The sequence below is a fragment of the Sorangiineae bacterium MSr11367 genome (assembly GCA_037157805.1).
GTDB classification, from domain to species: domain Bacteria; phylum Myxococcota_A; class Polyangia; order Polyangiales; family Polyangiaceae; genus Pendulispora; species Pendulispora rubella.
In genome coordinates this window covers 5839652-5863270 of record CP089983.1, presented here as the reverse complement: position 1 = coordinate 5863270, position 23619 = coordinate 5839652, and the positions used below count along the sequence as shown (strand labels likewise).

Annotated in this window: 21 protein-coding genes; 13 read left to right on the top strand and 8 right to left on the bottom strand. The window is 65.5% G+C overall.

Going from position 1 to position 23619, the window contains the following annotated elements; genetic code table 11:
• Nucleotides 1-119 precede the first annotated feature (119 nt).
• Both LVJ94_22310 and LVJ94_22305 read right to left on the bottom strand, forming a co-directional pair.
• Nucleotides 120-1619: a hypothetical protein gene (locus LVJ94_22310; protein ID WXB09950.1), complete on the bottom strand. Its 1500-nt coding sequence runs from the start codon at nt 1617-1619 to the stop codon at nt 120-122.
• 327 nt (nt 1620-1946) lie between these two features.
• Nucleotides 1947-3332: an aldehyde dehydrogenase family protein gene (locus tag LVJ94_22305; GenBank protein WXB09949.1), complete on the bottom strand. Its 1386-nt coding sequence runs from the start codon at nt 3330-3332 to the stop codon at nt 1947-1949.
• A 64-nt stretch (nt 3333-3396) separates the two neighbouring features.
• Between LVJ94_22305 and LVJ94_22300 the strand changes: the two genes are divergently transcribed.
• Both LVJ94_22300 and LVJ94_22295 read left to right on the top strand, forming a co-directional pair.
• On the top strand, nt 3397-3903 hold the full coding sequence (locus LVJ94_22300) for a cupin domain-containing protein (protein ID WXB09948.1): 507 nt from the start codon (nt 3397-3399) through the stop codon (nt 3901-3903).
• Nucleotides 3900-5900, top strand: coding sequence for a DUF362 domain-containing protein (locus LVJ94_22295; protein ID WXB09947.1), 2001 nt, complete (start codon nt 3900-3902; stop codon nt 5898-5900). The genes LVJ94_22300 and LVJ94_22295 overlap by 4 nt, the downstream gene beginning before the upstream one ends.
• On the opposite strand, the gene LVJ94_22290 is transcribed toward LVJ94_22295, so the two are convergent.
• Nucleotides 5901-6536: a hypothetical protein gene (locus LVJ94_22290; protein WXB09946.1), complete on the bottom strand. Its 636-nt coding sequence runs from the start codon at nt 6534-6536 to the stop codon at nt 5901-5903.
• A 101-nt stretch (nt 6537-6637) separates the two neighbouring features.
• Here LVJ94_22290 and LVJ94_22285 point away from each other — a divergent pair, with 101 nt between their 5' ends.
• Nucleotides 6638-7066: a hypothetical protein gene (locus tag LVJ94_22285; protein WXB09945.1), complete on the top strand. Its 429-nt coding sequence runs from the start codon at nt 6638-6640 to the stop codon at nt 7064-7066.
• A 248-nt stretch (nt 7067-7314) separates the two neighbouring features.
• Here the strand turns inward: LVJ94_22285 and LVJ94_22280 are convergent, their stop codons facing one another.
• The gene (locus LVJ94_22280; GenBank protein ID WXB09944.1) at nt 7315-8109 is read right to left on the bottom strand and encodes an enoyl-CoA hydratase/isomerase family protein; all 795 of its coding nucleotides are present in this window, start codon (nt 8107-8109) and stop codon (nt 7315-7317) included.
• Nucleotides 8110-8521: 412 nt separating this feature from the next.
• Between LVJ94_22280 and LVJ94_22275 the strand changes: the two genes are divergently transcribed.
• The 7 genes from LVJ94_22275 to LVJ94_22245 all read left to right on the top strand — a co-directional run bounded on the left by LVJ94_22275 (nt 8522) and on the right by LVJ94_22245 (nt 16115).
• On the top strand, nt 8522-8842 hold the full coding sequence (locus tag LVJ94_22275; protein WXB09943.1) for a phosphopantetheine-binding protein: 321 nt from the start codon (nt 8522-8524) through the stop codon (nt 8840-8842).
• Nucleotides 8843-8852: 10 nt separating this feature from the next.
• Nucleotides 8853-11081: a beta-ketoacyl-[acyl-carrier-protein] synthase family protein gene (locus LVJ94_22270; GenBank protein WXB09942.1), complete on the top strand. Its 2229-nt coding sequence runs from the start codon at nt 8853-8855 to the stop codon at nt 11079-11081.
• A complete protein-coding gene (locus LVJ94_22265; protein WXB09941.1) occupies nt 11078-11842 on the top strand; it encodes a hypothetical protein in 765 nt (254 codons plus the stop codon). Before LVJ94_22270 ends, LVJ94_22265 begins: the two co-directional genes overlap by 4 nt.
• Before the next feature lie 11 nt (nt 11843-11853).
• On the top strand, nt 11854-13776 hold the full coding sequence (locus tag LVJ94_22260; protein WXB09940.1) for a 3-oxoacyl-ACP synthase: 1923 nt from the start codon (nt 11854-11856) through the stop codon (nt 13774-13776).
• Nucleotides 13777-13843: 67 nt separating this feature from the next.
• Nucleotides 13844-14353 carry a hypothetical protein gene (locus LVJ94_22255; protein WXB09939.1) on the top strand — a complete coding sequence of 170 codons (510 nt, stop codon included), beginning with the start codon at nt 13844-13846 and terminating at the stop codon, nt 14351-14353.
• Nucleotides 14350-15558 (top strand): metallophosphoesterase, encoded by a 1209-nt coding sequence (locus tag LVJ94_22250; protein WXB09938.1) that lies wholly within the window; start codon nt 14350-14352, stop codon nt 15556-15558. The genes LVJ94_22255 and LVJ94_22250 overlap by 4 nt, the downstream gene beginning before the upstream one ends.
• 95 nt (nt 15559-15653) lie before the next feature.
• Entirely contained in the window at nt 15654-16115 is a 462-nt protein-coding gene (locus LVJ94_22245; protein WXB09937.1) for a hypothetical protein, read from the top strand.
• Between the two features lie 6 nt (nt 16116-16121).
• Here LVJ94_22245 and LVJ94_22240 read toward each other — a convergent pair whose 3' ends face one another.
• Nucleotides 16122-16553 (bottom strand): hypothetical protein, encoded by a 432-nt coding sequence (locus LVJ94_22240; protein WXB09936.1) that lies wholly within the window; start codon nt 16551-16553, stop codon nt 16122-16124.
• A 257-nt stretch (nt 16554-16810) separates the two neighbouring features.
• Here LVJ94_22240 and LVJ94_22235 point away from each other — a divergent pair, with 257 nt between their 5' ends.
• From LVJ94_22235 to LVJ94_22225, 3 genes are all read left to right on the top strand, one after another.
• Nucleotides 16811-17272: a hypothetical protein gene (locus LVJ94_22235; protein WXB09935.1), complete on the top strand. Its 462-nt coding sequence runs from the start codon at nt 16811-16813 to the stop codon at nt 17270-17272.
• Nucleotides 17273-17368: 96 nt separating this feature from the next.
• Nucleotides 17369-17851, top strand: coding sequence for a carboxymuconolactone decarboxylase family protein (locus tag LVJ94_22230; protein ID WXB09934.1), 483 nt, complete (start codon nt 17369-17371; stop codon nt 17849-17851).
• Nucleotides 17852-17858: 7 nt separating this feature from the next.
• The gene (locus LVJ94_22225; protein ID WXB09933.1) at nt 17859-18344 is read left to right on the top strand and encodes an Rrf2 family transcriptional regulator; all 486 of its coding nucleotides are present in this window, start codon (nt 17859-17861) and stop codon (nt 18342-18344) included.
• 165 nt (nt 18345-18509) lie between these two features.
• Here LVJ94_22225 and LVJ94_22220 read toward each other — a convergent pair whose 3' ends face one another.
• The 3 genes from LVJ94_22220 to LVJ94_22210 are packed head-to-tail and all read right to left on the bottom strand — an operon-like array spanning nt 18510 to nt 23614.
• The gene (locus LVJ94_22220; protein WXB09932.1) at nt 18510-19892 is read right to left on the bottom strand and encodes an amidohydrolase; all 1383 of its coding nucleotides are present in this window, start codon (nt 19890-19892) and stop codon (nt 18510-18512) included.
• Nucleotides 19893-19922: 30 nt separating this feature from the next.
• Nucleotides 19923-21305, bottom strand: a complete 1383-nt coding sequence (locus LVJ94_22215; protein WXB09931.1) for a purine permease — start codon at nt 21303-21305, stop codon at nt 19923-19925.
• A 29-nt stretch (nt 21306-21334) separates the two neighbouring features.
• Nucleotides 21335-23614: a xanthine dehydrogenase family protein molybdopterin-binding subunit gene (locus LVJ94_22210; protein WXB09930.1), complete on the bottom strand. Its 2280-nt coding sequence runs from the start codon at nt 23612-23614 to the stop codon at nt 21335-21337.
• Nucleotides 23615-23619 lie beyond the last annotated feature (5 nt).

The window sequence follows — 23619 nt, the reverse complement described above, 5'->3', positions numbered from 1 at the left end:
AAAAACAATCGGCCGGACCTTTCGGGTGAGGCGCCCGAAGATCCGGCCGATTTTACTGAGACAACCGGATTGGCAACTACCTAACTACATATGCTGCTTCAGGGGTGCTGCGAGTCCACTCACTTGGTGCCGCCACCGCCACCGCCGTGACCACCGTCTTTGCACTCGAGGCTGACGTTCGCTTCGACCTTGAGGAGGCCCTTGAGCGCCGCGTCGATTTCGGCCTTCACGTCGACCTGGATGCCCTGATCGAGCTTCAGGCTGATGTCCGCGATGGCGTCGACGACGAGGTCGAGGTCGGCTTTGACGCCGAGGTTCGCGGAGAGGCAGATCTTCAGCTTGGCTTCGAGGTTCGCATTCAGGTGACCGACGATGTCGAGGACCGCCGTGAGGATGTCGCCGAGGATCGGGAGGCCTTTCAGCTCGGCGCGGACGGCCGCGTCGATCTGGGCGCCGAATTGAGCTTGTGCCTCGATGACCGCGTTGATGTCGACGCTGGCTTCGATGCTCGCGTCAACCGCTGCGCAGGCCTGCAGAACCGCCGTGACGAGGTTCCCCTGACCCTTGTCGGTCAGAATCTTGACGAGGGCATCGGCCGCCGCCTTGATCTCGAGGTGGGCATTGGCTTTGACGTCCGCCGTGAGCTTCGCGTCCGCCTTGAGAGACAGGTCGACCTTGGCATCGATCGAAGCCTTGAGGGCCGCGTCGAGGGCCGCATTCAGGACGAGGTTCGCGTGGGCCTTCGCGTCGGCGAGGACCTTCGCGTCGAGATTCAGGTTCGCCTTGAGGGAGGCGTCGAGCTTGGCCGTCGCGTCGAGGCTGGCCTGGAGGTTCGCCTTGACCACTGCGTCAGCCTTGACGCTCGCGTCAGCCTTCACGTTCGCGTCGAGCTGCGCGTTGAGCGATGCGCACGCGTCGATCTGCGCTTTGACCAGCGCGTCGATGTCGAGGTTCGCGTGGGCCTGGAGCTCGGCGGTCAGCGCGGCGTTCGCAATGACGGCAGCCTTCGCGAGGGCGTGGGCAACGATGTCGATGTTCGCGCCGGCGTTGATGGCCGCGGCGAGCTTGGCCGAGAGGTTCGCGTCGATCGCGGCGTGGAGCTGCGCGGCAACCTGCACCGCGAGGTTCGCGTCGATCTTGGCGTGGACGAGGAGGTCGAGGAGAGCCTTCGCCTCGAGCGACGTCTCCGTCGAGATCGGGGCGGCGAAGGAGATGTTGCCCGCCACGTTGGCGTCAGCCTTGAGCTCGAGGATCGAGGAGCCGATCGCGTTGCCGTTGATATCGAGCGCCGTAACGATCACGATCTTCGCATTGAGATCGGCCGGGAGCTTGAGGGTGAATTCACCACCCGCGTCCACCTTCGCCGTCGCAACGACCTTGATGACGCCGTCGACGACTGTCGAGATATTCACGCTTGCTGCTGCGTTGACCGTCGCGGCACCCGCGAGGCCCAACGAAATCTGGCCGTTACCGTTCGCGGTTACATGCCCCTTCACCAGCGCCGAGGTATCTTTTCCGGTGTTGTCGCCGGACGAATCGTCGCTGGAAGAGCAACCCATCGCGAGGGACGAGCCAAGAATCAACGCCACCAACCCCAACTTCGCTGACATCTTCCTCATGGGAGGTCTCCTTGTGTAGTAATGGGCCGCACGACGCGCGGATGTTGGTAAAGAACCTAACATCGTATTATCGCGGTGCGCCTTGTGGTGCTTCAGAATGAAGCGGTGCTTCTAATGAGTCGGCACAATGCCAATTACGCGTCGTGCTGTCTAGCAGGATTCGTCGTCGGCCTTCAAACATGTGAATGGCCACCCAGCGAGACCTTCACAAAGAAAACGACCGAAGCACGGAAGTTCTCTCGAGGCTGAAACATTTCGCTGACCGCGCGCATCGGACGCGCACGCGCGGCACGTGCTTACTTACGTGCCGCGCGGACGAGAAAACCGCTAGAATTTCAGGCGAAAATGAATCGATTTCGGTCGCGTCAGTTGATCGAAACCGAGCGCACTCAAGCTGTGTCCACGTCCCGATTGCTTTACACCGATCCACGGCAGCGCTGGATCGAGCGCGTCGCATCGGTTCATGTAGACCGTCCCGTAATCGAGCTTTCGTGACAAACGTGCGGCGCGTTCGCGGTCGCTCGTCCACACGCTCGCCGTGAGGCCCAATTGCGAATCGTTCATGCGCTCGAGGGCTTCTTCGTCGGAATCCACTGCGCAAATGGGGAGAATCGGACCGAAGGATTCCGCCGTCATCAACTTTGCAGTGCGCGGAACGTCGGTGACCAACGTAGCCTGGAAAAATCGGCCTTTGCCGTTGACGCGGGTGGTGCGTCCACCGCGCACGACCTTCGCGCCCGACGCGCGGGCGTCTTCGACCAGTGCTTCGAGTTCCGCCGCGTGATTGGGCTGCGCAATCGGCCCCAGGGTGGTCTCGGGCGCCATCGGATCGCCGAGCACGTAGGCGCTTACCAGTGCGTCACACGCTTCCACGAATCGGGGATACAGCGAACGATGCACGAAAACGCGCTCGACGGCGCAGCAGCTCTGACCTGCATTGTAGATGGCGCCATCGACCACCGATTCCACCGTCTTTTCAAAATCGCAATCGGCAGCGACGTACGCCGGATCATTGCCCCCCAATTCGAAGCCCACGTGCATGAATTTGCCAGCAGCAGCCTGAGCGATTCGATGCCCGCCGTAAATCGAGCCAGTGAACACGACGTGGTCCACCCTCGGGTCGCCGACGACGCGCTCGCTCGTGGGATGATCGCAATCGAGCGCCTGCACCAGGTAAGGAGGCGCGCCCGCCTCTTCGAACGCGCGCGCAAAATGGCCGCCCGAAAGCGGTGTCCGTGGCGAGTGCTTCACGATGACCGAATTTCCCGCGAGCACGGCGGGCACGACGACGTTGACGGCGGTGAGAAGTGGATAATTCCACGCAGGCAAATCGAGCACGACCCCGAGCGCCTCTTTAACGATGCGTCGCTCGAATCCTTCTTTCGGTGGCAGCACGATGTCGGAAAGCGAGCTCTCCGCAATCGAGAGCATGAAGCGTGCGCGATCCGCCATGCCGCGCAGCTCGCCTTGGGCCTGCGAGAGGGGCTTGCCCATCATGCGCGAGATGTCCTGGGGGATGGTGTCCGCCGCCTTTTCCATGGCGGCAATGGCCTTTTCCGCGAGGTTCTTGCGCTCGGCCAGGGAGGTGTCCCTCCAAGCGCGCGCGGCTCCACGCGCCCGGTCCAGCGTTTCGTTGACGCGCTTTTCATCTGCAAGCGGTACCGTGCAGGCGGATTCGAGGGTGTACGGGTTGTCGACGTCGAGGGTGGTCATGGCGCGCAGCGTACGAGAAAAATTTCCACGCGAGAACGACGACAAACAACGGGAGCGAGAAGCAATGAGACACACGGCGGACTACTGGATTCGGCATTTGCAGCTCGAGCCTCACCCGGAGGGTGGTGCCTTTCGGCAGACCTATCGTGCGGCGCTGACCGTACGAAAGGACGCCCTGCCCCCGGGGTTCGCCGGCGACTGCAGTGCGGCAACACAGATTTATTTTTTAATTCGTAATGGTGAATATTCCGCATTTCACCGAATTCAATCCGACGAAATCTGGCACTTCTATGCGGGCGATACCTTGTTGGTGCACGAGATTGGCGAGGATGGAACGCTGCACACCCACACGCTCGGTGCGGAGCCCGAACGGGGCGAGTCGTTTCAATCCGTGGTTGGCGCCCGGAGTTGGTTTGCCTCCGAATTGAAGGACGGCGGCGAATACGCGCTGGTGGGTTGCACCGTCGCACCCGGCTTCGATTTCGCCGATTTCGAGCTGGCCAAGAAGGACACGCTGGCGCGCGCATTTCCCGCCCACATCGGGCTCATTTCCAGGTTGTCGCACGATTGAGCGCGCATCCTCTTTGCGTGTTCGCGCTGGGGACGGCGCTCGCCTCGAGTGGCTGCGCGCGTTGCGGGGCGAGCGGCTCGAGTGCAACGGCTGAGGCGCACGATGCCGCCGTCGGCGTGGACGCGGCCCCCGATCTGGTGTCGGCGGCGTCCGTGCACGAGCGCGACAGCCTCCCCTTGGGGGACGACGGTGGCGGCGCGAAGGTGGCCGGGGCCGAGACGATCGACGTGGCGCGGTGGCGTGCGCGCAACCGCGAGCGCCTTCACGCGCCGGCGCCGGTCACCGTGCTCGAAGGCGGGAGCCCGCGCGAGCTCGGAGAGCGGATCTGCCAGGCCTCCGTGCCGGTCCGCTCCCCGGATACGCCGGTGCTTCTCAAGCCGAACTTGGGCGGCTTCGATTGGTTCAAGGATCCCAAGAAGAGCGGCGGTGACGACGGCCTGCGCGGGCGCATCACCGATCCGGAGTTCGTGCGCGGGGTCATTCGTTGCCTGCGCGGGCGCGGCCACGTGAACATCACCGTGGCGGAAGGGTGGGGGGCCACCCATGCGGATTGGGAGCGCCTGATCGATGTCTCCGGCTACAAGAAGATGACCGACGAAGAGCACGTGCCGCTCGTGGCCATGGATGACGACGGCGTCTTCGATGTGCAGGGCACGCAGCCGGGAAAGGCCATCGGGCTCTCCGGGATGGAGAAGACCAGCGTCCCGACCTTGATGATTCCGAAGCTCCTCGCCGAGCACCTCGACCACGGGCTTTTCCTGTCGCTCCCCAAGGCGAAGGCGCATCGATTCGCCGTGTTTTCGCTGGGCATCAAAGGCATGCAGGGCACGGTGATGCTTTCCGACAAGGCGCCGGCGTTTCGCCAGAAGTGGCGCATGCACCGCGAGCTCAATCCGTGGCTCGACGCGAAAAAGCGCGGCACGGAGACGCGGGAGGCGTACGTGGCGGCGCTGGAAGCCTTCGCGGAGCGCATCGCCGACGTTCTCGAGGTCGAGGCGCCGGATGCCGTGCTGGCGGAAGGGGCACCGGCGATGGCGGGCGACGGCTTTCAGAAGCTCGTGCCGAGCGCCAAGAACTTCGCCGTCGGGGGCGTGAATCCCATTTTGGTCGATCGCGTGGGCGCGCAGCTGCTCGGCTACTGGGACCGCTCCGATCTGGCCCGGGAGCTCGGTGGGCATCGCACGTCGCCGTTGCTGGAGGCGGCCGCGAAGAAGTTCGGCGTGGACCTCGCATCGCCCGAGGTGAAGGGCGACGGTGCGGCACTCCTCGGGGTGGCCCGGAAGGCGCCGTTCTACGCGATGGCCGGATTCACGCTCGAGGAAGGCGTGGACGACGCCGACACCGCGAAGCCCGATGCGGGGGAAACGAAGCCGGAGGCCCACGCCGTCAGGGGCACACCGACGATCGACGGAAAGCTCGACGACGCCATCTGGAAGCGGGCGCCGGAGATCGCCTTCGACACGGATTACTCGGGCGCGTCGACCGGGGTGACCACGCATGTTCGCTTCGCCTGGTCGAACGAGGCGTTGTATGCCGCCTATCGCCTCGAGTCGCTGGAACCGAACACCGACATGTCGCGCCCCATCGAGGTGGAGCGGGAAGGGCTGCACCAAGAAAACTGCGTGGAGCTTTTTCTGGCACCCGATCCCAAGAACCCACGCCGCTATGCCGAAATCGAATTAGGACCTCATGGCCACTACTTCGATATTCTGATCTGGGCCGAAGGCGAAAGGAGAAAATGGGATACGAAATGGTCGGGCAACCTGCGCATGGGGACGAGTCGAGATCCGGCCACCAAGAGCGCGATCATCGAAGTGGCCATCGCCGCGCCGGAAATCGTGGCCGCGCTTTCGGCGGGCGCACGGCTGCCACTCGGGCTCTTTCGCATGGAGGGCAAAGAAAAGCCGCGCCGCTACTTGGCGTTCAGCCCCGCGCGCACGAAGTCGCCGAATTTCCACGTGCCGGAGGCCTTTGGCACCTTGGTGATCGATCCGTGACTACTTGAAGCCGGTGAAGTGCACGACGTACCACTGGCCTCGCCAGGAGATCATCGAGCTGATGCGGAATGCGTGCTCCTTGCCATCGCGGGAGGCCCAGAAGATCTGGGTGCCATACACGCGGTAGTAGCCGATGCGGTTGTACTCCTCGTCGGGCTCCACCCAGCGCGCCTGACGAGGGACCTCCACCCGCACGAAGCGCGCGTCGGGGCCCAGCTCTTTGGCAAGGGCGTGGATGTCCCGCGTGTAGAGGGCCACGAGGCGCCGCTTCCAGTCGCGTTCGGGCTGGGCGATGGCCTTGACCTGTTGGTAGGCGGGCAAAGGAAAAAAGAAGGGCATGGCCCGATCGGGGTCGTCGTTCACGATCCCGTCGAAGAGCGCGCGCACCCGCGCGTCGAACGCCGCGTCGGTATTGGGGCGGTCGTGCGTCTGCGGAAGGCTTGGATCATCGGACACCGCCGCATCCAGGGCAGAGGATGGAGCCCCTGCATCGCGCGGCGCAGATGCGTCCCTGTCGTTGCGCGGCGGAGGTGTTGCCAGTGCGAGCGGCGCAGCGCTCGAGATGCCTGCCGTTGGCGGATCACCTTGCCGGCATGCAACGAGGAACGCCAAGGTCGCAACGAAAGCAAGCTGCACGGGGGTGCCGACGCAACCGTGAGGGAGCGGACCTTTGTAACGAAGATTGACCGATGGCCGTCGCAACGATTACCTAGTGCCTCACTTTGCGGAGGACTTTCATGAAGGCTTTGGGAACTCTCGGCGCCGTCGCCATGGGCATCGTCATCATCGCTGCGTGCAAGAAGGAAGAGGACTCTCCTCAGCCGGTTGCGCCGCAAGGTCAGTACCAGCAGTACCCGCAGGGTCAATACCCGCAAGGGCAATACCCGCCGGGCCAGCAGCCGCAAGGCCAGTATCCGCAGCAGCAGTACCCGCAGCCGGCCCCCACGGGCGCGAGCCCCACGCCGCCGTCGCAGTCGCAGCCGGGACAGATGGCCGTCCCCGGCGCGCTCGCGTTCCCGTGTCAGAATGACTCGGCCTGCGGCCTCGCACGCTGCAACACGCAGTACCAAAAGTGCGCGTTCCCCTGCCAGCAGAGCGCCGTGGACTGCATCCAGGGCGCGCAGTGCAATCCGCAGACGGGCTTCTGCCTGCCCGGCGGCCAGTAACGTTACTGCGGGAGGCTACGTTCCTGGTTGAAACTCTCGTTGAAGGTCGAACCGCGGCAGCGCGACAAGGCCGCCGCCATGCCCGCTTTTCAGAGGAGAGTCGCCATGACATTTGGCGATCCTCGTATCAGATGGCGGGCGAAGGCGCCGGCCTCGCCGGGATTATTTCGCTGCCGCGGTTGGACTGAAGCGAGGATCTTAATTCGAAACGCAGCTTCCCGCCGCAAGGTCATTTCGTCGTGCAGTAGTCATTTCGCCTTGAAGGAGGGCTTCCGCTTGGCTGTGTACGCGGTGAGCCCTTCTTTGGCGTCGGAGCTCGCGAAAAGCTCGGCCTGAAGCTCGCGTTCGAAGGCGAGGCCCTCGAGCAGGCTCATTTCCAGGCCGCTCTGAACGCTGCGCTTGATGCGCCCCACGGCGAACGCCGCCTTGTGCGGTGGCGTGAATTCGTGGGCGTACTCGTCGACCTTGCGGCGGAAGTCGTCGATCTTGGGGCACTCCCAGTATTTGTTGATGATGCCCAGGCGCACGCCTTCCTCGAAGGGCACGTTCTGGCCCTCGGCCATCATCTCGATGGCCTTGGAGCGGCCAATGAGGCGTGCGAGGCGCTGGGTGCCGCCGGTGCCGGGGAGCACGCCGAGGTTCACTTCGGGAAGGCCCACGAGGAAGGGGCCCGTGCGCGCGACGCGCAGGTCGCAGGCGAGGGCAACTTCGAGCCCTCCGCCGACCGCGTGACCGTTGAGCGCGGCGATGACCAGCTTGGGTGTCTGCTCGAGCCTGCACAACGTCTCGTTGGCGTGCAGGCAGAAATAGTATTTGAAGCTCTCGTCGGATTCGCGAAGCATGTTGATGTTCGCGCCGGCGCAGAAGTACTTCTCGCCGTGGCCGGTGAGCACGATGACGTGCACGTCGTCGTCGAAGCGCGCTTCCAAAATAGCGGCGTCGAGCTCCTTGAACATTTCGAAGGTGTAGGCGTTCACCGGTGGATCGGTGAGCGTCAGGAATGCGACGCCTTTGTCGGTAGCGTAGTGGACGAGTGTGCCCATGCATGGAAGCTAACCCGGTACGCCAGCGCCACGCACGCGAGAAAATGCAACGGGAGCCGCGCCAACGGGACAGGCGGTCACAAAAGATCCGAGAAAGTAGACTCCGCCGAGGGGGGCGGGGTAGCGCACGGGGGGATCACCTCCTATGATCGGAATATGCACCTGGCCAAGCGCGTCGCGTTGGTGCTCGTTCCGTGGGCTCTGGCGGGCGCATTCGTGGTTTTCACGATTGACGGCGTCGCCTTCAAGCGGCCCGGCGGTTCGGGAAATGAGCTAGGGCCCCGTGCGCCATCGGCTCCAGCAGAGCGCGCTCCGGCGCCGAAATCCCAGGAGCGCACGATCGACCCATCCGAGCGGGTTCCGGTTTAGGAGGTCCCCGTTTCGGGGAAGACGCGCTATGCTGCGCGTCTTCATGGCAGAGTCGACTATCCGAGCCCAGATTAAACAGCTTATCGTTCGCGAGCTCAACCTAGAGGGGAAAGATCCCGCAAGCATCCAGGACGAGGCTCCACTCTTCGGTGAAGGCTTGGGGCTGGACTCGCTGGACGCGTTGCAGCTCGCCATGAGCATCGAGGAGACCTTTGGCGTGCGCATCCCGGAAGGGGACGAGGCGCGGCCCATCTTCCGCTCCGTCGCGTCGCTCGCCGAGTACATCCTGCGCAACCAAGGCGCGCAGGACGGGGTCCCGTTGGCTGGCGGCCCCAGCGCCTCTTTCCCATCCAGCGCGACATAGCGAGGATTCCGTGAGCGAGCCGCTTCGGATTTCGGTGACCGGCGTCGGTCTGGTCACCTCCGTGGGCGAGACGCGGGAGGCCACGTGGGCCGCGCTCCGACGGGGCGAGCGCGGAATTTTTCCGATCGACCTCTTCGATACGACGGGCCAGCGCGCCTCGCTGGGTGGTGCTGTTCGCGGCCTGACGTTGGAGACCGCCCCCAAAGAGTACCGAGGCGGCGCCTGGTCGCGCTCCACGCTGCTCGCGCTCCATGCGGCGCGCGAAGCCATGGCGCAGGCGCGACTCGATCCGCGGCGCGTGCGTGTCGGGCTCGTGGTGGGGGCGACGACCGGCGGCATGTTCGAGACGGAAGCGCGCCTTGCCGAGCTTCACGTGCGCCCCGACTCGCAGCAGGCGCAGCTCGAGATGCTCGCGCATCCGCTGACGTCCACGGGCGATTGCCTCGACGAAGCCATCGGGCCCTTCTGGCAGATCCGCACCGTGGCCAGCGCCTGCTCGAGCGGAGCGAATGCGCTGTTGGTCGCGGCCAATTGGCTCTTGTCGGGCCGGGTCGATGCCGTGGTGGCGGGTGGCACCGATGGCCTTTGCCGGCTGACATTGAGCGGCTTCAATGCGCTCGCGGCGATCGATCCGGAGCCGTGCCGCCCGTTCGATCGGCGACGCCGCGGTTTGAACTTGGGCGAAGGCTCGGGCTTTCTCGTGCTCGAGCGCTCCACGCGTGCACTCGCGCGCGGGGCGGAGCCGCTGGCGGAGCTCGCGGGCTGGGCCCTCGGCGCGGAGGCGCACCACATCACGAACCCCGAGCCCACGGGCGTGGCCGCGGGCCGCATCATCCGAGCGGCCATGGACGAAGCGGGGCTCGATGCGAGCCTCGTCGACTACGTGAATGCGCACGGCACCGGCACGCCGCTGAACGATTCGATGGAGACGGCGGCGCTGCGTTTGGCGCTGGGCCACGAGATCGCGCGCATTCCGGTGTCGAGCTCCAAGGGCCAAATTGGCCATACGCTGGCCGCGGCCGGTGCCATCGAAGCGGGCATCGCGGCGCTGACGGTGCACAAGCAATCCCTCGTGCCCACGGCGGGGCTCGAGGAGCCGGATCCGAATTGTTCCTTGGTGCACGTCCCCGGTGTCGGGCGCGATGCTCGGGTGCGGGCCGTGCTCACGAATTCGTTCGGCTTCGGCGGGATGGACAGTGCCCTGGTCTTCACCGAGCCAGGGCTCGTCCCGGCGCGCGATCGCCGCGGGCGCAAGGTGGTGGTGACCGGCGCCGCCGCACTCACGCCGCGCGGCCTCTACGGGACGACCGATTGCGGTGAGCTTTTGCAGCGCGACGCCGGGGAGCGGGCGCGCGAAGTGACCTTGGATCTCGGGGCGCACCTCGACCTGGGGCGCGCGCGCCGGCTGGATCGCTCCTCGCGCATGGCCGCGTTGGTGGTGGAGCGCGCGTACCACGAGTCGGGCGCCCTGGCGCATGGCCCGGGCGAGGACCTCGGCGTCATTCTGGGCAGCTCCTTCGGGACCATTTCCGCATCCGCGGCGTTCATGCACCGCCTGTTCGAGAAGGGACCGCGTTTGGCGAGCCCCGCGGACTTTCCCAATCTGGTGCCGAGCTCCCCGGTGGGCCACGTTTCGATTTACTTGGGCCTCGGCGGCCCGGCGTTGGCCACGTCCGATCTGGCGGCGAGCGGCGAGAGCGCATGGGCGCAGGCCATCGAGTTGGTGGAGGGCGGGGAAGCCGACGTCATCGCGGCGGGTGGCTACGAGGAGGCGAGCGACATCGTCGAGCGGAGCATCGCGATCCTGTTCGAGCGCTCCGCCGAGCGCAATTCGGAGCATCAGCTGCGCGCCGAGGGCGCGGCGGCCGTCATCCTCGAAGAGAAGGGGCACGCGCGGGCGCGCGGGGCCGAGGTTCTCGCCGAGGTGGCGCAGGTACTCACCTGGCGCGACCACGATGCCTCGCCGCTCCTGCCGCTGGAGCCCCCCCGCGGGCCGGCCGGTGGTGCATCCGTCATTCTTCCGCGCCGGGATCGCGGTCTCGAGGACATGCTCACGCGCTCCGCCTGGCGTGGCGTGCCCGTGCGCGTGTGCGAGGGCGCTTGCGGCGAGCACGATGCGCTGGGCGCCGCCGCGGTGGCCGCCGCAGTTTCGGAATTCGCGCACCGTCGCATCACCGATGCGCTGGTTCTCGGTGTGGCCCCAGGGCGCGGGTATGCGCTGCGCCTGGTCGCGCCGTGAGCCGATTTTTCGTGGGGATCGTGCTCGCTGCGGCAGGAGTCATGGGCGGCTGTGCGAAAGAACCGGCGCCTCGGTCCCCCGTGGTCTCCCAGGCCGATTGGACGCGCGCGCGCGATGACCTGAAGAAGATGCGCGGCCAAGTGCCGAACGAGCCGTACGTCGAGTTGATCCGGGTCGCACTGCGCGAGCCGCGCACCGGCAAGGTCATCGAGGGTCGCGGCGCCGTGGCCGTCGACCCACGGCGCGCGGTGCGGCTGGTCCTCCTCGGTCCGGGCGGCCGCACGGCCCTCGACGTGTGGGTCACGCACGATGCATGGCGCTTCGCCGTTCCCGCGCTCGATCTGATCCGTCGCGGTGAGTCGGACAAACCGACGTACGACGTGCCCGTGGGCTTCTTCCGCTGGTGGTTCCTCGAGCCGCTCGATGGGCGGCTGCTCTCCATCGTGCTGCCGGAAAACCGCAGCGACGAGCGCGTGTTCGTCCTGCGCGATGGTCGCGCCACGGTGACCTTGCAGCACCTGCCGCGGCGCCATTACGTGGCCGTGCGGCGCGAGGTGTTCTCCGCCGAGCCCTCGCGCGAGATGGAGGTCGATCGGCTCGAGTGGGTCGCGCGGCGCGTGCAGCCCGGGCCGGGAGATCGTGCCGTCTACACGCAGCGCAGCACGGGCCTGCAGATCGAAATCGAAGTCGAGGCGCTCTCGCAAGAGAGCCCCGATCCGGCGGCCTTCATCGATCCCGATGCGCGAGGCGTTGCACTATGAGTGAGCGCAACGTGGCCCCGGTGAGAGGCGCGGCCATCGTCGCCTACGGTGCCATCTCGGCCCTCGGTGAGGGGCCCGACGCGTCGTGCATGGGCACCCCCGGTGAACCGGCGCGGACGGGGATCGCCGTCGACGACGAACTGACGCGTGCCTCGTTCGCGCGTCCCTTCGCTGCCCGGGCCCAGGGTGGGCCCGACGCGGGGGCGCTGCTTCGACGCGCGCTTCTCGCCTGCGTGGCCGACTTGGATCGCGCGCTTCCCGAGTGGCGTTCGCTCCGTGTGGGGCTTTCGCTGGCCACGTCGGCCGGCGGAATGCGCGGAGCCGAGAAGCTCTTCGCCACGCTGCGCGCGGGCCACGTACCCTCGCGGCAAGAAGCCGTCGACGCGACCTACTTCGCGCCCATGGTTTCCGTGTTCTCCGAGGATGCGCCTGTGCCGGTCTTGTCGCCGGCCACCCTGGTCCTCACGGCCTGTTCCGCCTCGACGTTGGCCATCGGGCTCGGCCTGCGCTGGCTCGAACACGACGCGTGCGATCTCGTCCTCGCCGGTGGCTTCGACAGCGTGAGCACCTTCGTCGCCTCGGGTTTCGAGGCCCTGCGCGCCACCACCGCGCAGCCGCCGCCGCGTCCCTTTTGCGTGGGCCGCGACGGCATGGCCCTCGGCGAAGGAGCCGCCTTGCTGGCGCTGGTGCACGCCTCGTCTCCGTCCGCCCGCGCGCGGGCGCCTCTGGCCTTCGTCTCGGGCTTCGGCGCCTCCGCCGATGCGGTTCACATCACGGCCCCGGATCGCACGGGCCAGGGCCTCGCGCGCGCCGCGTCGGCTGCGCTCGCGGACGCGGGCGTCGATCCCGCCTCCGTCGATCTCGTGAGCGCCCACGCCACCGCCACGCCCTTCAACGACGCGGCGGAGTGGCACGCGATGAAGCGCGCCATGCCGGAGGCGACCCCCGTCGTTCACCCGGCCAAGGCGCAGATCGGCCATACGTTGGGCGCCGCCGGCGCGCTGGAAACGCTCACCTGCGTCGAGGCCATCCGTCGCAGCGTGCTTCCGGCGACCGCCCACGCCGAGGGCATCGACCCCGGCTTCTCGGTGCGCTTGCTCGCGCGCGCCGAAACCGCACCCGTCGCCACCGCCTTGAAGCTCTCGGCCGCGTTCGGCGGTGCGAACGCCTCCCTCGTCGTGACCCGAGCCGCCGTGCCCGGATCCCGGCGCCGCCCTCGGGACGCGTACCTCTCGCGCGCCGTTCACGTCGACGCGCTGCCCGACCTGGCCGTCCTGGCCGAGCTCACGCAGGTTCCACCTGACAAACTGTCACGCACCGATGCTCTCTGCCGGTTTGCCCTGGCGGCCGTCGCCGCGTTGCAGGCCAAGGTGGGGCCCCTCGCCGGAGCGGGCGTCGTCGTGGGCCATTTTCTCGCCACCCTCGAGACGAACGCCACCTACGACGCCCGCGTTCGCGAGCGCGGCGTCAGCGCGGAGCCGCGGCGGTTCCCCTACACATCGCCCAACGCCGTCGCCGGCGAATGCGGCGTCGTTTTCGGCCTCTCCGGCCCCGGTCTGGCCGTTTCCAGCGGTCTTCACGGCGCCGTCGAAGCGCTGGCCGCGGCGGCGGAGCTCGTACGCGCGGGCGACGCGGATCGCATGGTCGTCGTGGCCGTGGACGAGGTGGCCGCCACGTCCGCGGCCCTGGCGGCAGCGGCAGGCTATCCCGCCCCGCAGCCCGGGGCCATCGCGCTCGTGGTGTCCTCCGAGCCGGCGGGTTATGCGCAGATTGACCGCATCCAAAGCGCCTTTATCGGCGCTCGCACCTCCAGCATGGGACCGCCGGGCCACCTCGCCCTACGCCCCCTCGTGTCACCCGAGCCGCCTGCCGAGGTCCAAAGCGCTTCACCTTGGGGTTTTGCGAAGTTGACCCTGATCCAACAGCCGGGTTAGCTCTAAGGTTAGCTTCAAGGAAGTCCCAAGGAATCTGCTGCGCCTGTCAAAGGTTTCGTCTTTCGTCATGTCACTCATGCCATTCGCCCCTCTTCGCTCCAAAGCCTTCGCCTTCCTGCTGACGGTCGCGCCCCTTTCAATGGGTGCCTTCGGTTGCTCGAAGTCGTACATCCCCAACACTGACGTCGAAGACACCGGCGACAACCGCAAGATCATCAAATTTTGCGAAGACTACCGCCACGCCGTCGAGGAGCGGAACGTGGGCCGCCTCCTCTCGATGGTGAGCCCGCAGTACCACGAGGATGGCGGCAACTCCGCCGGCGACGACGATCTGGATTACGACGGCTACAAAGAGTTCATGACGTCGATGTTCCAGCAGACGACGAACATCCGCTACGAAATCCGCTACCGCCGGGTCACCGTCACCGAGACCAACAAGGTTTTCGTCGACTACACGTACGCGGCGAGCTTCCGCATCCCCGGCGTCAAGGCGCAGGAATGGAAGCATACCGTCGCCGACAATCGCTTGGAGCTCGTGCCCGAAGGGGAAAGCTTCAAAATCCTCGCCGGCATGTGAATCGCTCCTCCTTCGTCCTCGCCCACGTCTCCGATCTGCACGTGTCCACCTTCGGGGACACGTTTCACGACCGGGCCCGCATCGTCAAACGCAGCGTTCACCTCGCCGACGCGGATTCGTCGCGTTACGAGGAAAAATGGTCCGAGGCGGGATGGCGCGTGCTCCATCAAAAGGGCGCCCGTCCCGCGCGCCTCGCGCTGATCGACCCGGAGGGCTACGCCCACGCGGTGCCGTCGACGCGCGAGTCCGGCGGCATCATCGACCCCGTGGAGCGCGCCGCGGCCAAGGCGTGCCGCCTGGAAGCTCGCCGCGCGAACACGCTCGCCCAGGCCGTGCCGAGCGACGGGGCCCTGCGCACGTTGCAACAGGCCACGCCGAAGAACTCCAACGTGCGGCTGCTCCGCGCGGTGCGCTACGTGGAGGAGAGTGACGCTGACGCCGTGATCGTCACCGGTGACATCACCGACGATGGGGACGGATACGAGCTGGTGGAGGCCGCATTCCAGCGTTGGAAGGACAAGGGCCGGCTATTTGCCATTCCGGGCAACCACGATCTTTACCTGTTTCCACTCGCAGGCAGCGGCCGCCCGCGGCCCTCGTCGGAGAGCAAACGGGCCGCGTGGAAGGCCTTTGCCGCGCGCATTGGCCTCGATATCGAACCATGCGGTGCGTGGTTCAACGTGATAGCGGATGGGGAAGTGGCCTTCATCGGGCTGGATTCGTGCGCTCGCCCGCAACGTCGGTTTTTTCGTCACAACGGCGGAATCGGCCCCGAACAAATCGAGTACATGCGTGCGGTGGCCGAGACTCCCGAGTGGAAGGGAGCGCGACATCGCTTGGTCGCACTGCATCATCATGTCGTGCCATTGCCACACGGCGTCGGACGGCGCGCGCCATCGGAAATCGGGATGCGTCTGGACGATGCTCGCACCGTCGCCGAGGTTTTCAACGAAATTGGCGCGACCTTGGTGATGCATGGCCATCGCCACATCAGCGAGGAGCGCCAACCCGCCGGGTGCAATTTCCGGCTTTTGGCATCGCCTTCGCTCACGCTCGGATGCCGCAGCGGTGACGCGCCTTCGTTTTGGCGCGTCGAATTGGGCAAGAACGTGCATGCCGAACGGGTTCGCCTACCGATCGAAGCGGTCGAGCAAGAAAACGATCCAGGCACGGAAGACATGCCCGGCGGCCCGGCCGACGAGTGATGTGATCTTGCCAGCGAAGCGGAGCGGGGTAACAATTCCTTCATTGGGAGAGGGAACTCGTCTGCGCATGCGCAGGCGCGAAAGAGAAAGCCAACATGTATCTTTCGCGCTGCAAATGGGAGTTCGGCATCGCCGTTTGGTGGGTTTCCGGATTCCAAACGGACGAAGACTGGGAACACGAATTTGCCGATATGCGCGAGTTGATGGCGCATAGTCCCAAGTTGCCATTCCGCCCCGCGGTGCTCCTCTATTTGGACTGCAATCGTCCGAACGCCATGCGGCGAAAACAACTCGCGGAGATGTCGGCGCTTCCCGCGTACAATCCTTATTTGGCGATCGTCACGACCGATCCCGAGTTGCGCGGCGCGCAGGTGGCCATGCGCTGGGTTGGCCCCCCTCCGCAGTGCGAAAAAATGGTGTTCGACACCACCGACGTGGCCATTGCCTGGCTCGAAGAAAAGCGCGGCCGCCCCCTCAGCGCCTTGCGCATCATGGCCATGACGGTGGAACGCACGGTCTCACGCACGCAGGCCAAGCCGCAGAATCTTGGGCGATGACGGCGCCTAACCGCCCGAATCGGCCGCGTCGCTGGCATCCCCTGCATCGCCTGCGTCCAACGAGGGGCGGCGGTCCGGCGGGACGATCCAGAGGCAGGCAGGGCTCTGCTCGGGGTGGGCGACGACGTTGCAATCGCCGGCCTTGATCGCCTCGATGCACACTTCCACCGAGCGATTGTCCGGCTCGGAGTTCATGAGGCCGTGCAGGCAGGCGTCGTGGTACCAGAGGATGCAGCCTTCGACTTTGTCGCCGACGGAATCGCCATTGTGCTTTGGCACGTCGAGGTCGATGTTGCCGCACGCCGCGGCCGCTCGGCAGCGCTCTTCTTCGATGCGGCGGCATGTTTCGACGCCGGTGGGCTCGGTCCCGCATGCGCCAACGGCGACGGCCACCAGGCCGGCGAGGGCGGCACCTAACGGGATTCCACGGAAGATCATGCTCTTCCGTCTACTATGCCTGGGGCTCCGCCCGCAAAGATTCCATATTGCGGTGCGAATGGACACTTCGAATGTCCACGGATTCTCGCGAGAAAGGAGCGATTTTCGTCGAGCTCGGCCGCAATCTACTCTAAAGCGCAGGGTGCTCCGATGGCCGACCCTAACGACCTTTCACTCCGTACCCGCGCACCCTGGCGTGCGGGGCCATGCTGTTGTGCGAACAACGTTTCGCCCGTAACCTAACTGGACCCGAGCGTATGTACCTTTCGCGTGCAGACTGGGACTTGGGGGTCGCCGTCTGGTGGTCCTGGGGCGTCGTGAGCGACGACGATTGGGAGCTTGCGTTCTCCGACATGCGCCAGGTCGCGATCCATGGCCCGCGCCTTCCGGTGCGCGTGGCCGTGCTTTTGTTCCTCGACACGGATCGCCCCGACGCGATTCGCCGCAAGCAGCTCGCCGAGCTGGCCGACGATCCGAACTACAACCCGTACATCGCGTGCGTCACCCGGGATCCGCAATTGCGCGGCGTGCAGCTGGCCATGCGCTGGGCCGGGGTTCACCCGATTTACGAGAAGAACCTGTTCGACACGGTGGAGCAGGGGCTCGCGTGGCTCGAGCAGAAACGTGGCACCTCGCTGCCGGCCCTGCGGCTGATGACCACCAACGTGCGCCGTGCGGCCGCCCAGATGGGGCCCAATAGCGTGCGCAAGCGCGGGTAGCGCCGGAGAAACCACGCGAGCGGGGCAGGGGCCTTGTCGGTTCGTATTACGGACACATATTATCCGTAATTGACTCGCCGGAAAGGAAACCGCACCATGTCGAGCCGTTTGCCGTACTTCGAGCTGTCCAGCACCCCCGTTCGCAAGCTGTACGAGTTGTCTCAGACCGCCCACAAAGAGTCCATCGAGGCGGGGCTGCGGCACCTCGTGGACATCCGTGCTTCGCAGATCAACGGCTGCGCGTTTTGCGTCGACATGCACGTCAAGCAAGCGACCATTGCGGGCGAGCGGCCTTTGCGCCTGCATCACGTGGCCATATGGCGGGAGTCGCCGCTGTTCTCCGAGCGCGAGAGAATGGCCCTAGAGTGGACCGAGGCCGTGACGCACATCTCCACCCCAGGCGGCATCCCCGATGCGCTCTACGAGAAGGCCCGCACCGTGTTCTCCGACAAAGAACTCTCCGATCTCACCGTGCTCGTCGGCATCATCAACACGTGGAACCGTCTCGCGGTCGCCTTCCGTGCCGTACCCGGCTCGAACGACCAACAGCTCGGCATTGCGAACAGCGGTTTGGTATGATGCGCATGTGAACCTCGGTAACCAGGTCGAGTGGGCGCTCCACTGCTTGAGCGTTCTCGCCTCGGCACCTGAAGGAAAATTCGTTCCCGCCCAAGTGCTCTCCGAGTTTCACCGCATCCCCAAAGAGTACCTGTCCAAGGCGCTGCAGGAGCTGGCCAAGGCCGGCATCGTCGAGGGCAAGCTCGGACCGAAGGGGGGGTATCGTCTTGCGCGGCCCGCCGACCGCATCACGTTTCTCGACGTGGTGGAGGCCGTGGAGGGAGACGCGCGCTCCTTTCACTGCACGGAGATCCGTCGCAACATCCCCGCGACGCCGAAGACCCTACCCGAGGGGCCGTGCGTGATCGCCTCCGTCATGTACCGCGCCGAAAGCGCCTGGCGCGCGGTGCTGCGCGAGACCACCATCGCGGACATCCACGCCCAGCTCAATGAAACCGTTTCACCCAAGGTGCTGGAGAAGAGCACGGCGTGGCTGTTGAAGCAGTTGGGGTAGACGCTCGACGCAGTCTCCGAAGAAGAGATTTTACAGGAAGACGGGAAGACAGGAAGGGTTTTGGGATTTTCAATTCGCTCACTAAGCGAATTGGAAACCCTCAAGAAGCGTTCCGCGCCGTCCCTGCCGTAAGCCCTTCCCGTCTTCCCGTCTTCCTGTGATCTCCTAAATGACCGGCCAGCGCGGGCCTGCGGGGATATTCGCACGCCGGTATACGTCCGCCGCGTGCTTCTTCGCTTCCTCGATGACCTCGCCCTCATTCATCGACAGCAGTTTCCCTCCCGCTACGAGGATGCGCCCATCCACGACGACCGTGTCGACGTCGCCGCCCGTGGCCGCGTAAACCAGGGCGGAAACAGGATTGAACGCGGGCGCTGTGTGCGGCCGGTCGAGGTCGACCACGGCGAAGTCGGCCTTCTTGCCGACCTCGATGGAGCCAATTTCGTGCTCCAATCCGAGCGCCCGTGCGCCGCGAATGGTGGCCATCTCGAGCATCGTTTCCGCGGAAAGTACCTTCGGATCGCGCGTGACGGCTTTTTGGATGAGCGCACCGAACTTCATCTCGCGGATCAAGTCGTAGGCGTTGTTCGCGGGCGCGCCGTCGCAACCCAGCGACACGTTGACACCGCGTGCGAGCAGCCGTGGGACGTCGCAGATGCCCGAGGCCAGCTTTGCGTTGGACGACGGATTGTACGAGACGTGGGTGCCCGTTTTGGCGAGCAGCGCCATGTCGTCGTCGTCGAGCCAGACCATGTGCACCATCACGGACTTCTTCCCGAGCAGTCCCACGCTTTCGGCGTAGTGCACCGGCGAGAGTCCGTACTCCGCCAAAAGGAACTCCCGATCGGCCTTCACCTCGGCGAGATGCATGGTGATGCCCATGTCGCGCTCGCGTGCGTGGTGACTCATCTCCCGGTAAAGCTCGGGGGTGACACCTCCGGGCGTGCGCGGGCCGAACCACACGTGGAGCCGGTCGTTCAAACGGCCGTGCCATTTTTCGTGCATCTTCAGCACGCCGAGCAGGCTCGTCTCGCGCGACTCGATCATGCCCGGGTGCATCGCGGCCGTCTGCGTGGCGTACGTCCCGACGTCCATCACGATGCCGCCGAGGCAGGCGCGAATTCCGCTTTCCTCCACCGCCTGCGCGATGCCGTCGAACCCGTAGCGATGCGCGAGCATGGCCTCGAGAAACGTGGTGGTGCCCGACTTGAGCATCTCCGCCATGCACAATCGCGCGCTCGCGTAGCCGTCGTGCTCCGTGTAATTGCCCTGCAGGACCCAGATGCGGTCGCACAACCAGGGAATGAGCTCGAATTCGTCCGCGCAGCCGCGCAGCATGGCCTGGGCGAGGTGGACGTGCGTATCGATCAACCCTGGGATGAGCAGCTTCCCACCCAGGTCGACCCGTTTTTGCCCGGGGTGCGCCAGGGCGAGCTCGTTCGCTTTACCGATATGGGTAATGCGATTTCCTTCGATGACGACACCACCGTCGGTGATGATGTCGCGCCGTGGGTTCATCGTGAGGATGGTCGCATTCGCAAAGAGCATTCCCCCCAATCGGTTTTCCGCGCGCGAAAGTCAAGGCGCGCGAACGTTGCTCCCGTGCGCGTGAAACTCCTCGGCCTTGGCGCCCCCGTCGACCGGGCCGCGTCGGACGCCATTCAAAAACAGATTCAACGTAACGGCGGAAATGCTCCCCGCGGTGATGCCGCTATGAAGGATCATTTGCAGCCACGAGGGAAATCGATCGTAGAAATGCGGATTCCCAAGGGGAATGAGCCCGAATCCCAGGCTCAGTGCGATCACCATCAGATTGTGCCCCGAGTCGAAGTCCACTTTGGCGAGCATGCGGATGCCGCTGGCGCCCACCATCCCGAAAAGCGCAAGGCCCGCCCCACCGAGCACCGGCTGCGGGATGGCCGCCACGATGGCGGCGAGCTTGGGAAAGAGTCCCAAGATCATCAGGATGACGCCGGCGGCCGACACGGCGAAGCGGCTCTTTACCCCGGTCAAACTGAGCAACCCGATGTTCTGGGAGAAGGCGGTATACGGAAATGCATTGAGCACGCCGCCGATGACTGTGGAAAATCCGTCCGCGCGAAGCCCCTTGGTCAAATCGTCTTTGCTCACCGGCTTTCCCACGATTTCGCCCGCGGCCAGCATGGATCCGGTGGTTTCGGTCATCGTGATGAGCATGACCAAGGTCATCGAAGCGATGGCCGTGCCGTCGAAGGTGGGCCACCCGTATTTGAAGGGCGTGGTGATGCCGAGCCAACCGGCGTCGGCCACCGCGGAAAAATTGGTGAAACCGAGTGGAATCGACACCAGCGTGCCGAGCACAAGGCCCAACATGACCGCAATGTTGGAAATGAATCCGCTGGAAAATCGATAGATGAGCAAAATGAAGACGAGCACCACGAAGGCGAGGGCCGCATAACGCGGATCGCCGTAGTCGGGCGCGTGCGGATTGCCCCCCGCCGCCCAATTCACTGCGACGGGCAGGAGCGAAATACCCACGATGGTGATGATGGTGCCTGCGACCACCGGTGGGAAAAATGCCAGGAGCTTGCCCATGTAGGGGCTGAGGATCACCGTGATGGTCCCGGCGACGAGGATGGATCCATAAATCGCGGGCAGGCCGTGCGTCTTGCCGATGAGGATCATCGGGGTGACGGCGACGAAGGTGCAGCCTTGAATGAGCGGGATTTTCATCCCGATGGGCAGCTTCCACAGGCCCAAGGTTTGAATCAGCGTGGCCAGACCACAGGTGAAAAGGTCGGCATTGATCAGATAAATGGTCTGCTCGTGCGTGAGTCCGATCGCGTTGGATAGAATGAGCGGCACCGCGATGGCGCCGGCGTACATCGCCAAGACGTGTTGCAGCCCGTACAAGAAAAGCGCGCCGAACGGCAACATCTCGTCGACCGGATGTACGGCGCTTCTCGTCCCATCACGCATCATGCCCTCCCAAGCCTAGGGCTACGACGCTATCAAACCAGCCCGCTGCGCGACAGAGGGAGTTCGCGAATGCGTTTTCCGGTCAGCGCGAAGACCGCGTTGGCGATGGCCGGGGCCACCGGGGGCACGCCGGGCTCGCCCACGCCACCCGGGCGGCCTTCGCTCGGAAGAATGTCGACGTGAATGTTTCGCGGAACTTCACCGATGCGGGCCAGGCGATAATCGCGGAAATTCGACTGCTGCACGGCGCCGTCCCGCATCGTGATCGCACCATGAAGTGTCAGGCTCATGGCAAAGACAATCGCGCCTTCCATTTGCGCCTTCACACGATCGAGGTGGATCACCGTGCCCGCGTCGGCCACGATCCAGGCCTCGTCGACGCGGATCTTGCCGTCGGGGCTTTTGACGACGGCGGCCACCACGGCGATGTAGCTCACGAAGCTGCGGTGTGCGGCAAGGCCCAGGGCGCGCGTCTTCGAACCGGATTGGGCGTCTTTCTGATAGGCCGACCAATGGGCCAATTCGGTGACGCGCTCGACCACGCGGCGCAATCGGCTGGCGTCCACCGGGTGCTGCTCGAGCGACGAACCGTAGTTGCTCAGGCTTGGGACACCGAGCTCCGACAGGCCCAGCGGGCGCGCGGGACCGATCATGTCGAGCAGGTTGGCCCGCGGATCCACGCCGCGGGCGTGGGCGATTTCGTCGATGAAGCTGTTGATCGCAAAGGCGTGGTTGATGTTGTGCACCGAACGAAGCCACCCAATGCGCACATGACCCTTGGCCTCGCACACTTCGGCGCGGAGGTTGGGCACGGCCAGCGGCCAATCGAGGACGCCCTGATTGAGCTCGCGCGCCTGGCCGAAGGTGATGTTGGCATCCTGGACGGTGGAGAGGATGCTCGGAAACGCGGTGCGGTGAAGCCAGCCGGTGACCTTACCTTGCGCGTCGAGCCCCGCCTCCAGGTGCTGGGTGCACGTGGAGTGGTAGTAGTCGTGCTGAATGTCGTCCTCGCGCGTCCACTGAAGGCGAACGGGGGCGCCCACCGCACGCGATACCAGGGCTGCTTCGACGATGAAGTCGGGCTTCGATTTGCGTCCGAATCCACCGCCGAGAAGGGTCACGTGGATCGTTACCTTGGCGAGGTCGAGGCCCAGCGCTTTCGCCACGTCGTCGCGCGCGGTCTGCGGATCTTGCGTGCACGCCCAGACCTCGCAGCCTTTTTCATCGACGCGGGCGACGGCGGCAGGCGGCTCCATCGAGGCGTGCGCCAGGTGCGGCACGTGGTACTCAGCCTCGATTTTGCGCGCGGCCTTGGCGAGTGCACCCTCGACATCGCCGACGTTGCGCATCGTTTTGCCGGGCTTGCGCACGGATGCGAGCAAGGTTTCGCGGTACTTCGCCGAGTCGTACGAGGCGTTGTCGCCGGGGGCCCAGGTGATGTCGAGCAGGCTGCGCGCCCTGAGCGCGGTCCACGTGTTGTCCGCGACGACCGCGATGCCGCCCAGCGGTTGGAAACGGAAAGGCCGCTTGGGAACGGGAAGCTCGAACACGCGCTTCACGCCAGGCAGGGCGCGTGCGCGCGCCGCGTCGTAGCGGTCCACCTTGCCGCCGACCACGGGCGGGCGTGCCACGACGGCGGTGAGCATGCCAGGCAGGCGAACATCGGCCGCGTAGATGGCGCGGCCGGTGACGATGTCCGGGCCATCGAGCAAGGGTAGGGCGGTGCCCACGTGCCGCAGCTCCGACTTGGGGCGAAGCACGACGTCTGCCTCTTTGGGGACCGGCAACTTGGCCGCGAGCGGTGCGAGTTCACCGAAGCCGAGACGCCGTTTGCTCGCCGTGTGAAAGACGGCATGGTCGTGCGCCTCGCACTGCGCCGCGGGCACCTTCCACTGCTTCGCGGCGGCGGCGATGAGCATCATGCGCGCGGTGGCGCCCACGCGCCGCGTGTTGTCGAAGCCGTTGCGCACGCTGGTCGAGCCGTCGGTGTTCTGGTCGCCGTATTTCTTGTCGCCGTCGGCCTGGACGAGTTTCACCTTGGCCATGTCGGCGCCGAGTTCGTCGGCGACGAGCACGGGGATGGAGCTGCGAATGCCTTGCCCCATCTCCGAGCGATGGCAACACACGGTCACCGTGCCGTCGGGTGCGATGTGCACGAAGACATTGGGCGTGAATCCCCCGTCGGGTGGGCTGACGGCGGCGGCGTGGGCATCGCTTGGGGGACGGCCGAGGCCGACGGCCAACGTGCCCACGCTCAGTCCGAGCGCGGCCAGGAACGAACGACGGGGAATGACGATGCTTGGCGACGACATGGTTC

Bases quoted from the DNA above. Each gene is read 5' to 3' on its own strand.
- LVJ94_22310 (WXB09950.1), bottom strand. From the start codon at position 1,619: ATGAGGAAGATGTCAGCGAAGTTGGGGTTGGTGGCGTTGATTCTTGGC.
- LVJ94_22305 (WXB09949.1), bottom strand. From the start codon at position 3,332: ATGACCACCCTCGACGTCGACAACCCGTACACCCTCGAATCCGCCTGC.
- LVJ94_22300 (WXB09948.1), top strand. From the start codon at position 3,397: ATGAGACACACGGCGGACTACTGGATTCGGCATTTGCAGCTCGAGCCT.
- LVJ94_22285 (WXB09945.1), top strand. From the start codon at position 6,638: ATGAAGGCTTTGGGAACTCTCGGCGCCGTCGCCATGGGCATCGTCATC.
- LVJ94_22280 (WXB09944.1), bottom strand. From the start codon at position 8,109: ATGGGCACACTCGTCCACTACGCTACCGACAAAGGCGTCGCATTCCTG.
- LVJ94_22275 (WXB09943.1), top strand. From the start codon at position 8,522: ATGGCAGAGTCGACTATCCGAGCCCAGATTAAACAGCTTATCGTTCGC.
- LVJ94_22255 (WXB09939.1), top strand. From the start codon at position 13,844: ATGTCACTCATGCCATTCGCCCCTCTTCGCTCCAAAGCCTTCGCCTTC.
- LVJ94_22245 (WXB09937.1), top strand. From the start codon at position 15,654: ATGTATCTTTCGCGCTGCAAATGGGAGTTCGGCATCGCCGTTTGGTGG.
- LVJ94_22240 (WXB09936.1), bottom strand. From the start codon at position 16,553: ATGATCTTCCGTGGAATCCCGTTAGGTGCCGCCCTCGCCGGCCTGGTG.
- LVJ94_22235 (WXB09935.1), top strand. From the start codon at position 16,811: ATGTACCTTTCGCGTGCAGACTGGGACTTGGGGGTCGCCGTCTGGTGG.
- LVJ94_22230 (WXB09934.1), top strand. From the start codon at position 17,369: ATGTCGAGCCGTTTGCCGTACTTCGAGCTGTCCAGCACCCCCGTTCGC.
- LVJ94_22220 (WXB09932.1), bottom strand. From the start codon at position 19,892: ATGCTCTTTGCGAATGCGACCATCCTCACGATGAACCCACGGCGCGAC.
- LVJ94_22215 (WXB09931.1), bottom strand. From the start codon at position 21,305: ATGATGCGTGATGGGACGAGAAGCGCCGTACATCCGGTCGACGAGATG.
- LVJ94_22210 (WXB09930.1), bottom strand. From the start codon at position 23,614: ATGTCGTCGCCAAGCATCGTCATTCCCCGTCGTTCGTTCCTGGCCGCG.